This is a genomic window from Acutalibacter sp. (assembly GCF_056800975.1).
In genome coordinates this window covers 1-12155 of record NZ_JBQISV010000068.1, presented here as the reverse complement: position 1 = coordinate 12155, position 12155 = coordinate 1, and the positions used below count along the sequence as shown (strand labels likewise).

Sequence of the window (12155 nt, the reverse complement as noted above, 5' to 3'; positions counted from 1 at the left end):
CAGGCGTTGAACGCCGGAGGGACGGGTCTTTTGCCGTCCTGCTGCGTTAAAAAATCTTGAAATACGGCAAGTATTCCTGCGATTTTTTGCCTTGCAGGGCGGCAAAATCCCTCGCCCCTCCGGCATCCTCCGCCTATGAATACAAGTTCTAAGCCATTGCTTTCATAACAGCGGGAAGGGGAGTGGTCATTTTTGCGCCAGAGGAAGATTCCCATGAGAATGTGTACCGGCTGCGGGCAGATGAGGCCTAAAAAGGAGCTGGTGCGAATTGTGAAGGCCCCGGAAAAGCCGGGGGAGGAGGGCAAAACGCCGCCTCCCCAGATCAGCCTGGACCTGACCGGGAAAAGCCCCGGCCGGGGGGCCTATCTCTGCCGGAGCGCAGACTGCCTGCGCCTGGCCAGAAAGGCCCGGCGGCTGGAATGGGCGTTTTCCTGCAAAATACCGGAAGAGGTCTATGACGCGCTGGAAGGGGAGCTGACGGAGAATGAATAAAACGCTTTCCCTTTTGGGGCTGGCCCGCCGGGCCGGCCGGCTGGAGGCTGGCTTTGACGCCTGCCAAAAGGCAGCCCGCGCCGGCAAGGCGGCCCTGCTGGCCGCGGCCGGGGATATTTCAGATAAAACCTATAAGAATCTGTGCTACGAGGCGCAGAGGGCCGGCATTCCGGCAGTGCGGCTGACAGCCTCCATCCAGGAGCTGGGCCATGCCTGCGGGGTGCGGGCCGGCATTGTGGCTGTCAACGACAAGGGCTTTGCCGGGGCGGTCATCAAGGAATTGGAGGGGCCGGGAACGCCAGTCCGGCCCACAGACGAGAACGCGCGTAAGAAGGAGGAGGAAACCCTATGATGATAAAATACAGAGTTCGGGAGGTCGCCAAGGACCTGGGGATTCAGAACAAGGAGGTCATCGACACTCTGGCCAAGTTCTTCCCAGAGCCGAAGAAGTACATGACGGCCCTGAATGAGAATGAGCTGGACATTGTGCTGGAAAGCTTTACCCAGCAGCGGAGCATGGAGAGCTTTGACGCGTTTTTTGCCCAGCGGGACGCTGTGGTGGTGCGCCCCGAGCCTCAGCCTGAGCCCATGCCTGAGGTCCAGAAGGCCCAGCCGGAGCAGGAGAAGAACGCCGGGCGCAAACAGCCGGAGGAGGCCAGAACCGGGAGAAAGCCCCAGGAGCAGAGGCCCGGCCAGAGACAGGACCAGAAGCAGCGGCAGCAGGAGCGTCCCCGGAAAAACGAGACGCGGCCGGCCGGCCAGCCCCAGCCCCCTCAGGCCCAGAAGCCCCAGCAAAAGCCCGATGAGAAGCCCCAGGCCCAGCGGGAGCCCAAGCAGCCGGTGCGCCGGGTGGTAGATACCCGTTCCAGCAATGTGAACATCGACAAATATAACGAGAAGTATACCCAGCTGGCCGACCAGAAGGTGGGCGGCCGCCAGGATAATGTGGTGACCAAGCAGAAGTTCACCAACCGGAACCAGCAGCGCCGGGGCCAGCAGCGCCGGGGCAAGCGGGAGACCGAGGCCGAGCGTTTGCGCCGCATTGCCCAAGAGCGCAAGGCCAAGCACATCACCATCGAGGTGCCGGAGGAGATCACGGTGGGCGACTTCGCCCTGCGGCTGAAGGTCTCCGCCCCGGAGGTCATCAAAAAGCTCATGGGCCTGGGGGTGTTTGCCGCCATCAACGATGTGATTGACTTTGACACAGCTGTGCTCATTGCCGACGAGTTCCACGCCCGAGTGGAGAAAGAAGTGGTGGTCACCATTGAGGAGCGCATCATTGACGACAGCGAGGACGACGAGGCCAATCTGGTCTCCCGGGCCCCGGTGGTGGTGGTCATGGGCCATGTAGACCACGGCAAGACCTCCATCCTGGACGTGATCCGCAACTCCAATGTCACCGAGGGCGAGGCAGGAGGCATCACCCAGCACATCGGCGCTTACCGGGTAAAGGTGGGCGACCGGGACGTGACCTTTCTGGACACCCCCGGCCACGCGGCCTTTACCACCATGCGGGCCCGGGGCGCCAAGGTGACGGACATTGCCGTGCTGGTGGTGGCCGCGGACGACGGTATCATGCCCCAGACCGTGGAGGCCATCAACCACGCCAGAGCGGCAGGAGTCAGCATTATTGTGGCCATCAACAAAATGGATAAGCTGGGGGCTGACCCTGACCGGGTAAAGCAGCAGCTCACCGAGTATGAGCTGGTGCCCGAGGAGTGGGGCGGCGACACCCCCTGCATTCCAGTGTCCGCCCACACCAAGGAGGGCATCAACGACCTGTTGGAGATGATCATTCTCACCGCCGACATGATGGAGCTGAAGGCCAACCCGGACCGTGCCGCCAAGGGCACGGTGATTGAGGCGCGGCTGGACAAGGGCATGGGCCCTGTGGCCACTGTGCTGGTGCAAAACGGCACCCTGAAGGCCGGGGATATTCTGGTGGCCGGGGCCACTGTGGGCCGGGTGCGGTCCATGATGGACGACAAGGGCCGCCGGGTGCAGGAGGCGGGCCCCTCGGTGCCGGTAGAGATCACAGGCCTTGGAGACGTGCCTGTGGGCGGCGATGTTTTCGACGCAGTGTCTGACGAACGCCTGGCCCGGGAGCTGGTAGAGCAGCGCCTGACCGAGCAGAAGGAGGAGGCCTTCCGGGCCCAGACCCGGGTCACCCTTGACAATCTGTTTGAGCAGATGAAGGAGGGGGACATGAAGGAGCTGAAAATCATCGTCAAGGCCGACGTGCAGGGCTCGGTGGAGGCAGTGCGCCAGTCTCTGGAAAAGCTCAGCAACGAGGAGGTCCGGGTGCATATCATCCACGGGGCCGTGGGCGCGGTCAGCGAGAGCGACGTGATGCTGGCCAATGCCTCCAACGCCATTATTGTGGGCTTCAATGTGCGGCCCGACCCGGTGGCGGAGGAGAACGCCAAGCGGGATGGGGTGGATATGCGGCTGTACCGCATTATATACGACTGCATCGAGGAGATTGAGAGCGCCATGAAGGGCATGCTGGCTCCCAAGTACCGGGAGGTGGCCCTGGGCCGCGCCGAGTGCCGGGAGACCTACAAGATCAGCAATGTGGGCATTGTTATCGGCGGCCATGTCACAGCGGGCAAAATCACCCGCAGCGCTCTGGTGCGGGTGGTGCGCGACGGCATCATCGTGGCCGACGACAAAGTTGCCTCCCTGCGCCGCTTCAAGGACGATGTGAAAGAGGTGGCCGACGGCTACGACTGCGGCATCACCCTGGAGAAGTTTGCCGACATCAAGCAGGGAGACATCCTGGAAGCCTACGAGATGGAGGAGTACCGGGACTAAATGGAGATCGAGTATACAAAACTGGCGGTCAAGGCGATTGGCCGAATGGATAAGCTGCTGAAAAGCAGGATCAGCAGAGCGGTCCTGGGTTTGACGGAGACCCCGCCGAAGGGGGACATAAAGCCGTTACAGGGCTTTTCCGATGGCCGCGGCAGACTGCGCGTTGGAAAGTATAGAGTGGTGTACCGATATGCGGAAGATGGCAAAACCGTTTATATTATGGATATAGACAGCCGTGGAGATATCTATAAGTGAGAAAGGATGTGGTCATATGGCGCCCATGACACAGCAAATTGCAGAATTGGCGAATATGCTGCCGGAAGAAGAACAGCTGTTTGCATATGAATTTATGCAAAGGCTGGTACGGGCCTGGGATCCAGACTTTACAAAACTAACCCCGGAGGAAAAACAAAGGCTGGATGAAGCAGAGCAGGAGATTGCCCGGGGCGAGACGGTTTCCCATAAGGACATCACCTGGGACTAAGCGGAGGAGTGCCGGAATTCAGCCATAGGAGGCGGTTTTATGCCAAAATGTCAGGCCGGAGATATTGCAATCATGTACGAGGCCTATGGCAGCGGAGAGACCGTGGTCTATTTGCAGTCCGTGCTGGGCGGCCTCAACCCCGGCGCATACTATTTCGCGGGCAGGCTGTCCAGGCGCTTCCGGGTGCTGATTTGGGACGGCCCCAACTGCGGGCAGTCCGGCGTGTCTCTTCCCCCAGCTCCCAGCGAGTACCATTTGGCCTGCGGGTATCTGGCCAAGCTTCTGGACGCCCTGGGAGAGGGCCCGGTGCACCTGGCTGGCTGCTCGGGAGGCGGAGAGATGGGCCTGCTGTTTGCCCATCTCTACCCTGGCCGGGTGAAAAGCCTGGGCATGTACCGCCCCACTGACACCGCCAGCCAGCCGGAGCAGGAAGTGATCCGGGCCCGGTATTTTGATATCGCCCAGGCAGCGGAGCACTCCATGGAGCAGGCGGTGCAGCTTTCACAAAACCCGCCGCCCCACCGGTTCGCCGGGGCCTCCCGCTGGCTGGCAGAGCTGTGCCAAAGGGACAGGGAGAAGATTTTCGCCCTGGACCACAAGGCGTTCAGCCGCACCCTGCGGAATTGGGGGGAATGGATGGGAAATCCCCTCTTTTACCGGGCGAACCTTACAGATGAGGAGCTGGGGGAGCTCCGGCTCCCTGTTCTGGTCTGCCCCTGCTCAGACGACTTCCACCCGGAGCGGCTGGCCGTGGACCTGCAAAGGAAGCTGCCCGCCTGCACCTATATTCCCAGCGAGGGGCATCGCTCTGAGCAGGAGATATACGGGACAGGGGAGAACGGCTTTGGGGGCTTCCCCCGCTTTGTGGACCATTACGAGAGGTTTCTGGAAGGCCTTGTACAAACAACCAGTTGATTGACCATAACGCGGCCCCCACCGGGAATTCTGCCGCGCAAGGAGGGATTGCCATGCCTGGACACAAATTAGGACGCATCACCGAGGATGTGAGCAGAGAGCTCTCCGCCATCATCCGGGAGCTGAAAGACCCCCGGGTCACCGGGTGCCTGCTGAGCGTGGTGCGGGTGGAGGTCACCAACGACCTCTCCTACTGCACAGCCTATGTCAGCACAGTAGAAGGCCTGGAACGGTCAAAGGAGGCGGCAAAGGGGCTCAAATCCGCAGCGGGGTATATCCGCCGGGAGCTGGGCCACAGGCTGAAGCTGCGCCACGTGCCGGAGCTGATCTTCAAGCCCACCGACTCCATTGAGTACGGGGCCAGCATTTCCAAAATCCTCCACGGCCTGGACATTCCGGAGGAAAGGGAGGAGGACGAAGATGCTGACCTGTAAAGAGACCGCCGCCCTTTTGAGGGACTGGAATGATATTCTGGTCATCTGCCACGAGAACCCGGATGGGGACGCTTTGGGCTCCATGTTCGGCCTGGTGCGGGGCCTGCGGGCCATGGGCAAACAGGCGGACTGGTACTGCGCCAGTCCCGTGCCCGGAAAGTTCGCCTATCTGACCCAGGGAGTGGAGCATACCGGCCTCACACCGGCCCATGTGCTCACCGTGGATGTAGCAGACCAGAAGCTTCTGGGGGACGCCTGGGAGAAATTCGGAGACAAGATGGAGCTGGCTATTGACCACCACGGCGTCCACCGGCCCTTTGCAAACGCCCGTTGGGTAGATCCGGAAAGCGCGGCCACAGCGGAAATGATCTGGCTGCTCCTGCAGGAGCTGGAAGCGCCGGCAGACGCCGGCGTTTTGGGATGCCTGTATACCGGCATTGTCACAGACACCGGCTGCTTCCGCTACCGGAACGTAACGCCCCGCACCCTGCGGGTTGCCGCCAGTCTGTTGGAGGCGGGCGCGCCTGCCGGGGACATCAACAAGCAGATTTATGAGAGCAAAAAGCTGGCGGCAATTCGTGCCGAGGTGATGGAGCTGAACACCCTGGAGGTCTTCTGCGGGGGCAAATGCTCCATGATACAGATCCCCCGCTCTATCATAGAGGAGACAGGCGCGGACGAGGGGGACATGGACGGCAGCGTGGGCCGCGCTGCGGCAGAGATCGAGGGCGTGCTGATTTTTGTCAGTCTGAAGGAGAAGGAGGACGGCAGCATCAAAGCCTCTCTGCGCACCAGCCCACCGGCCAACGCCTCGGTGATCGCCCAGCGCTTTGGGGGCGGCGGCCACGCCGGAGCGGCAGGCTGTCCTCTGGACGGGCTGAATATGGCAGGAGCCCGGCTCAGAATGATGGAGGCCTGCCAACAATATCTTGCGGAGATAGGGTGCGTCTGACCCCATATGAACGGTGTAATAGTTGTCGACAAGCCCCAGGGCTTCACCTCCTTCGACGTGGTGGCAGTGATGCGGGGGCTTGCCAAGGAAAAGAAAATTGGCCACACCGGCACCCTGGACCCCATGGCAACCGGGGTGCTTCCCCTGCTGCTGGGGCGGGCCGCCAAGGCGGCGGAGCTGCTGCCTGACACAGACAAGGAGTACCAGGCGGAGTTTTTGCTGGGAGAGCGTTACGATACCGGAGACGTCACCGGAACCTTGACAGAACGGAGGGACTGCCCGGTGTCCCGGCCGCAGCTGGAAGCGGCCCTGACCGGATTTCGGGGGGACATTATGCAGGTGCCGCCCATGTATTCGGCGGTGTCGGTAAACGGCAAGCGGCTCTACCAGCTGGCCCGCCAGGGCATGGAGGTAGAGCGCTCGCCCCGCCCCGTCCACATTGCCCTGCTGACTTTGGAGGACTACGACGAGACAGCCCGGCGGGGCAGGCTTCGGGTGAGCTGCTCCAAGGGAACGTACATCCGTGTGCTGATTGAGGACATCGCCCAGGCGGCAGGCACGGTGGGCGTCATGACTGCTCTGCGGCGCACGCAGGCCTGTGGATTCTCCGAAGAGGAGGCGCTGCCCCTGGACCGCCTGCGGGAGCTGGCGGCGGGCGGCGGGCTGGGGTCCGTGCTGCGGCCGGTAGAGAGCCTGTTTGAGGGCTATGCCCAGGTAGCGGTAAGCGAGGCCCAGAGCAGGCGTTTTCAGAATGGCGGCGGGCTGGACATGCAGCGGCTGCGGCTGAGGGCAAAGCCGGAGGAGGGACAGGTCCTTCGGGTGTATGGCCCTCAGGGGAGCTTTTTAGGCCTGGCCAGGGCCGACCTGAACCGGTCGGAGCTGCGCTTTCTGAAACGCTTCACAGAAGAGGGCTGAATTCCTGCCTTTCCAAAGCCTTCTGTGAACATGGCCGGGCAGTGGGCAGAAACGATGGGAAGAATTTTCAGCAGGAAGGGGCACGGAAATGGAGATCATAAACACAGTGCAGGCAGCTCCGCAATCGGCCTGCTCCTTGGCCCTGGGCACCTTTGACGGCCTGCACCGGGGGCATCTGGCGGTGGTCGGGGCCGCCCTGGCCGGGGCGAATGCCGCCGGATGGGAGCCGGCGGTGTTCACCTTCCGGCGAAGCCCCTCAGGGGAACGGTTGGTGATGACCGGGCAGGACAAGGCCCGGCTGTTGGAGGAGCTGGGCGTGGCCAGAATGTATGAGATGGACTTTGCCGCAGTAAAGGACCTTCCGGCGGAGGACTTTGTCAGAGACATGCTCTTCACCCGGCTGAACGTGCGGCAGGTCTGCTGCGGAGAGGACTTCCGCTTTGGCCGGGGCGCGGCAGGGGACAAAAGCCTGCTGGCCCGGCTCTGCGGCGAAGCTGGGGTAAAGCTGACCGTGGTCCCGCCGGTGACAGAAAACGGGGAGAAAATCAGCTCTACCCGCATCCGCCAGGCATTGGAGCAGGGGGACCCGGCAGCGGCCAACCGTCTGCTGGGCAGGCGGTTCAGCTTTGAGCTGGAGGTGATCCACGGCAACCACATCGGCTCTACCCGCCTGGGGACCCCTACCATCAATCAGGCCCTGCCAGAGGAGCTGGTCTGCCCCCGTTTTGGGGTGTATGCCGCTTGGTGCCAGGTGGGAGGCAGCTGGCAGTACGGCGTGTGCAACATAGGGCTGAAGCCCACCGTGGGCTCAGACCGGGTGCTGGCGGAGACCTGGATGCCGGAGTTTTCCGGGGACCTGTACGGGCAGCAGGTCCGGGTGTGCCTGCTGGACTTCATCCGGCCTGAGAAAAGGTTTGACTCGTTGGAGGCGCTGCGGGAGGAAATTCTCCGCAACGGCGAGACGGCCAGGGCCATAGCCGGGAAGATGCCGCCGGCTCCATGGAACAGGCTGACCACAGCAGCTGTTGAAGACTGCGGACAGCGCCCCTAAGAACAACAGATTCCAAGAAGAAATGCCACCCCTTTCAACCCACAGGCTATGCCTGGGGCTGGAAGGGGTGGCATTTTCCCTTTTAGCAAAGAAATCCGCCCCGTCTCTGCCCCATTTCTGCCAGCAAAGGGCTGTCCGCGCATTGCCAGCCGTTTCCCGGTACACGGATTACCAGAACAGGTCGAATGACCGGGAAAACACCCGGTCCCTTTTTCGCGCAACCATACTTGACATAATATTTTGTCCCCGCTTTTCGCCATTTCCCTGTTCCATCCGTCCCTCTCCGGGGACATGCCCCGGCATCCTCCGTAAACTCCCAGAAAACCGCAGCCCCCAAACGACCTTTATTTTTCCCGCCAGGAGGTATAATTTCATCGTCTCCCGCATAAGGGGTAACATAATTTTACTTGAGGCGGTGTTGTAAATGGAATTGACAAAATGGAGGCGGACTCTCTCCAACCTGGTCCAGCAGCTGCGCGGCGACTATGCCCGCCGGGCTGTCACCATGACAGGCTGCTTTCTGGCAGGGCTGGCTGCGGCCCGGGGGCTGGTGTTCGGCAAGTATGCGCCCTTTGGGGTGGCGGTAGCAGCGGCCGCCCCCCGGGGCGGGCTGTGGGCCGGGGCCATGGGGGCCTTTCTGGGCTACCTGCTGCCCTCGCCGGCCTATGTGCCGGTGCGGTACGCGGCGGCGTTGGTGGCGGTCACAGCTATTCGTTGGTCACTGGACCAGCTGAAGTCAGTAAACGGCCATCCCCTGTTCTCTCCGGCGGCGGCGTTTCTGCCGCTGCTGCTCACAGGCATGACTATGGTATTCCTGCAGGGCTCGGTGACATATACCGCTGCCCAGTATGTGGCGGAGTCCTTTCTGGGGGCGGGCAGCGCCTACTTTTTGCGGCGGGTGGTGTACCTGCTCAGCGGGCTCACCGGCGAGGGCAAGCCCCGCATCGGCGCAGTGGGGGGACGCCTGGAAAGCGGCGACCTGGCGGCAGTGACTGTGAGCCTGGGGGTGCTTCTCCTCTCCTTCTCCGGGGTGAGCGTCATGGGGGTCTCCCTGGGCAGGATTCTTCTGGTGCTTCTGGTGCTGTACTGCGCCCGGGCAGCGGGCATCTCCGGGGGCGCGGTGGCCGGGGTGGCAGCGGGAGCCATTCAGGGCCTGTCCACCGCCGGGCTGTCCTATCTCTCCGGGGCCTACGGGCTGGGGGGGCTGATGGCCGGGGTGTTCGCCCCAATGGGCAAGGTGGCAGGGGCCGCGGCCTTTATCATCGCCCACGGAGTTGCCTCGTTACAGGTGGGGGCGGGCAGTACGCAAATCCTCACCGGGGCGGTGGAGGTGGCGGCGGCTACCATTGTCTACATGTTTCTGCCCCGCAGCCGGCGGTTCACCGAGATTTTCGGCCTGCGGGGGGACAGCCTCAGCGGCGGAGCCCTGCGGGGGAATATTGTCATGCGGCTGAAGTACGCGGCCCAGGCCCTCACCCAGGTCTCCGTGTCCGTAGAGGAGATTGCGAAAAAGCTGCAAAATGTCTGCGCCCCCACCCTGCGGGGGGTCTATGACAGGTCCACCGAGACCATTTGCGCCGGGTGCGGCATGAGCACCGTCTGCTGGCGCAAGTATAAGGACCAGACCCTGCGGAACTTTGCCCAGCTCTCCGGCCCCTTGAAGGAAAAGGAGAAGCTTGAGACCTGCGACTTCACCAAGGAGTTCAGCGACCGCTGCTGCCGGGCCGGGGAAATGCGGGACGAGCTGAACAAAAATTACGCCCGCTATTTAATGAAGGAGGCGGCGGAGCTGCGGACCGCCCAGGTGCGGGAGGTGGTGGAGGCCCATTTCCGCACCACGGCGGGGATATTGGAGGAGCTGGCCGGAGAGTTTGCCCAGTACCAGCGGTTTGACGAGGAGGCGGCTCAGCGGGTGGCGGTGGTGCTCCGGGACAGCGGCGTCACCCCCTTGGAGGTGTGCTGCCGGGTGGACCGGTTCGACCGGATGACCGTGGAGGCGGAGATTGGCCGGGAGCGGCAGAAGCGTCTGAACCGGGCGGCTTTCACCCGGGAGGTGTCCTCTGCCTGCGGGCGGCTGTTCTCCCCGCCCTGCGTCAGCGCCGGAGAGGACCGCTGCCGCATCCAGATGTGCCAGCGTCCTCTGCTGGACGTAGGCCGGGGGTTCTCTCAGACCTGCGCCGGAGGCGGGGCCTTTTGCGGCGACAGCACCAATGTGTTCTACGACGGCTGCGGGCGGCTGATTGCAGTGCTCAGCGATGGCATGGGCACCGGGGGCCGGGCGGCAGTAGACGGGGCCATGACCTCGGCCATGGCGGAAAGCCTGCTGAAGGCCGGGGTGGGCTTTGACAGTATGTTAGAGACCGTCAACTCTGCGCTGATTGCCAAGTCAGGGGACGAATCGCTGGCCACCATGGACTTGGTGTGCGTGGACCTGTTTACAGGCAAAACAGAGTTCCGCAAGGCTGGCGCGGCCTGCACCATTCTGCGCCGGGGAAGGAGGACAGAGGTAATTGAGGCCAGCAGCGTGCCGGTGGGCATTATGCCTGGGGTGGAGTTTGCCGCCAGCCAGCGGGAGCTTTCGCCAGGCGACCTGCTGGTGATGGTGTCAGACGGGGTGGTGGCCGCAGGCAGCGAGTGGCTGGTAGACATGGCGGCGGACTGGGATGAGGATGAGAACCCCAACTTACTGGCCCAGCGGGTGACAGAGGAGGCGAAGAAGCGCCGCAGCGACGGCCACGAGGACGACATGACCGCATTGGTGCTGGTGGTGCAGGCAGCCTGAAAGAAAAGCGGTGCCGCACGGTCCATATGCACGCACGCAGAATATCACCCCATTGGGTGAAGAAAGGAGCTTCTTTCCATATTTATCTCTCAACAGGCCGCTGTCTGTCCTGTACGCAAAGACGCTGCCTGTCACAAGCCCCGGCACGGCTCCGCGCTGATTGTGGGGGATAGCCTTCCCCTCCCGCCACAGTCTCCCGCGCCCGGGAGTGTTCGTTTCGGAGAGCTTTTCATGTTCCTCCGCCCGTAGGGCGGGGGAACACAGATGGTTATCTCTGTGGTTGGGACAATCCCCCCGCGCCCCGTCAGCTTGACTTTTGAAAGGAGGATGGATATAATAGAAAAAACAACGCCGCCCGGCCCTGTCCCTCTCCGGGGCGGGCCGGGCGGCTTCCAAAGAAAGAAGGGTCCCCATGAATTACCAATTCTCCCAGCGGGTGAAGGACCTTAAGCCCTCCGCCATCCGCGAAATCCTGAAAAACTCCTCTGCCCCCGGCGTCATCCCTCTCTCCGCCGGCAATCCCGCGCCAGACGCTTTCCCCTATGAGGACATCCGGACGCTCTCTGAGAGCCTGCTGGCCGACACCCCTGTGGAAGCCCTGCAATACAGCCTCACCGAGGGCTATGCCCCTCTGCGGGAGTACCTGAAGAAATACATGGCCGAAAAGTATGGGCTGGGCACAGACAACGACCAGGTGATCATCACCAGCGGGGCCCAGCAGGTGATGGACCTGTTGACCAAAACCCTGCTGAACGAGGGGGACACGGTGCTGTGCGAGGCCCCCAGCTTTATCGGCTCTCTGAACACCTTCCGCTCCTACCGGGCCAGGCTCTGCGGCGTGCCCATGGAGGCGGACGGGGTCAGCGTGGAGGGTCTGGCAAAGGCCCTCGACACGGAAAAAAATATTAAATATTTCTATACCATCCCCAATTTCCAGAATCCCTCCGGCGTCACCATGAGCCTGGAAAAGCGCAAAAGGGTTTACGAGCTCTGCCGGGACCGCGGCGTGCTGATTTTGGAGGACAACCCCTACGGCGACCTGCGTTTTGCCGGGGAGGACCTGCCCAGCATCAAGGCCCTGGACCAGGAGGGCGTGGTGATGTACGCGGGCTCCTTCTCCAAGGTGATCTCTCCCGGTATGCGGGTGGGCTATGCTGTGGGACCCCAGGAGGTGATACAGAAAATGGTGGTCTGCAAGCAGGGGGAGGATGTGCACAGCAATATCTGGGCGCAGATCATCTGCCACCGTATGCTGACCCAGCGGGACTATGAGGCCCATCTCCGCCGCCTGCGGGAGATTTACCGGCGCAAGTCCG

12 protein-coding genes are annotated in these 12155 nt (G+C 62.4%); all 12 read left to right on the top strand.

What is annotated here, in order from left to right:
* The first annotated feature begins 213 nt into the window (after nt 1-213).
* Complete coding sequence (rnpM, locus tag ACTO5E_RS08050; protein WP_482302898.1) at nt 214-492, top strand: RNase P modulator RnpM; 279 nt, start codon at nt 214-216, stop codon at nt 490-492.
* Nucleotides 485-844 carry a L7Ae/L30e/S12e/Gadd45 family ribosomal protein gene (locus ACTO5E_RS08045; RefSeq protein WP_482302897.1) on the top strand — a complete coding sequence of 120 codons (360 nt, stop codon included), beginning with the start codon at nt 485-487 and terminating at the stop codon, nt 842-844. Before rnpM ends, ACTO5E_RS08045 begins: the two co-directional genes overlap by 8 nt.
* Nucleotides 841-3306, top strand: coding sequence for a translation initiation factor IF-2 (gene infB / locus ACTO5E_RS08040; protein ID WP_482302896.1), 2466 nt, complete (start codon nt 841-843; stop codon nt 3304-3306). The genes ACTO5E_RS08045 and infB overlap by 4 nt, the downstream gene beginning before the upstream one ends.
* Nucleotides 3307-3561: a type II toxin-antitoxin system RelE family toxin gene (locus ACTO5E_RS08035; RefSeq protein WP_482302895.1), complete on the top strand. Its 255-nt coding sequence runs from the start codon at nt 3307-3309 to the stop codon at nt 3559-3561.
* A gap of 16 nt (nt 3562-3577) precedes the next feature.
* On the top strand, nt 3578-3790 hold the full coding sequence (locus ACTO5E_RS08030) for a hypothetical protein (protein WP_482302894.1): 213 nt from the start codon (nt 3578-3580) through the stop codon (nt 3788-3790).
* 39 nt (nt 3791-3829) lie between these two features.
* Entirely contained in the window at nt 3830-4705 is an 876-nt protein-coding gene (locus ACTO5E_RS08025) for an alpha/beta fold hydrolase (RefSeq protein WP_482302893.1), read from the top strand.
* 53 nt (nt 4706-4758) lie between these two features.
* Entirely contained in the window at nt 4759-5139 is a 381-nt protein-coding gene (rbfA, locus tag ACTO5E_RS08020) for a 30S ribosome-binding factor RbfA (RefSeq protein WP_482302892.1), read from the top strand.
* Nucleotides 5126-6091 carry a DHH family phosphoesterase gene (locus tag ACTO5E_RS08015; protein WP_482302891.1) on the top strand — a complete coding sequence of 322 codons (966 nt, stop codon included), beginning with the start codon at nt 5126-5128 and terminating at the stop codon, nt 6089-6091. Before rbfA ends, ACTO5E_RS08015 begins: the two co-directional genes overlap by 14 nt.
* Nucleotides 6092-6097: 6 nt before the next feature.
* The gene (gene truB, locus ACTO5E_RS08010) at nt 6098-7006 is read left to right on the top strand and encodes a tRNA pseudouridine(55) synthase TruB (RefSeq protein ID WP_482302890.1); all 909 of its coding nucleotides are present in this window, start codon (nt 6098-6100) and stop codon (nt 7004-7006) included.
* An 88-nt stretch (nt 7007-7094) separates the two neighbouring features.
* Nucleotides 7095-8057 (top strand): riboflavin biosynthesis protein RibF, encoded by a 963-nt coding sequence (gene ribF, locus ACTO5E_RS08005; RefSeq protein ID WP_482302889.1) that lies wholly within the window; start codon nt 7095-7097, stop codon nt 8055-8057.
* Between the two features lie 424 nt (nt 8058-8481).
* Nucleotides 8482-10839 (top strand): SpoIIE family protein phosphatase, encoded by a 2358-nt coding sequence (locus tag ACTO5E_RS08000; protein WP_482302888.1) that lies wholly within the window; start codon nt 8482-8484, stop codon nt 10837-10839.
* Between the two features lie 412 nt (nt 10840-11251).
* The coding region (locus tag ACTO5E_RS07995; RefSeq protein ID WP_482302887.1) for an aminotransferase-like domain-containing protein at nt 11252-12155 on the top strand (904 nt) is incomplete at its 3' end.

Coding starts and splice junctions, on each gene's coding strand:
- ACTO5E_RS08025 (WP_482302893.1), top strand. CDS start 3,830: ATGCCAAAATGTCAGGCCGGAGATATTGCAATCATGTACGAGGCCTAT.
- ribF (WP_482302889.1), top strand. CDS start 7,095: ATGGAGATCATAAACACAGTGCAGGCAGCTCCGCAATCGGCCTGCTCC.
- ACTO5E_RS08030 (WP_482302894.1), top strand. CDS start 3,578: ATGGCGCCCATGACACAGCAAATTGCAGAATTGGCGAATATGCTGCCG.
- infB (WP_482302896.1), top strand. CDS start 841: ATGATGATAAAATACAGAGTTCGGGAGGTCGCCAAGGACCTGGGGATT.
- ACTO5E_RS08015 (WP_482302891.1), top strand. CDS start 5,126: ATGCTGACCTGTAAAGAGACCGCCGCCCTTTTGAGGGACTGGAATGAT.
- rbfA (WP_482302892.1), top strand. CDS start 4,759: ATGCCTGGACACAAATTAGGACGCATCACCGAGGATGTGAGCAGAGAG.
- ACTO5E_RS08045 (WP_482302897.1), top strand. CDS start 485: ATGAATAAAACGCTTTCCCTTTTGGGGCTGGCCCGCCGGGCCGGCCGG.
- truB (WP_482302890.1), top strand. CDS start 6,098: ATGAACGGTGTAATAGTTGTCGACAAGCCCCAGGGCTTCACCTCCTTC.
- ACTO5E_RS08000 (WP_482302888.1), top strand. CDS start 8,482: ATGGAATTGACAAAATGGAGGCGGACTCTCTCCAACCTGGTCCAGCAG.
- ACTO5E_RS08035 (WP_482302895.1), top strand. CDS start 3,307: ATGGAGATCGAGTATACAAAACTGGCGGTCAAGGCGATTGGCCGAATG.
- rnpM (WP_482302898.1), top strand. CDS start 214: ATGAGAATGTGTACCGGCTGCGGGCAGATGAGGCCTAAAAAGGAGCTG.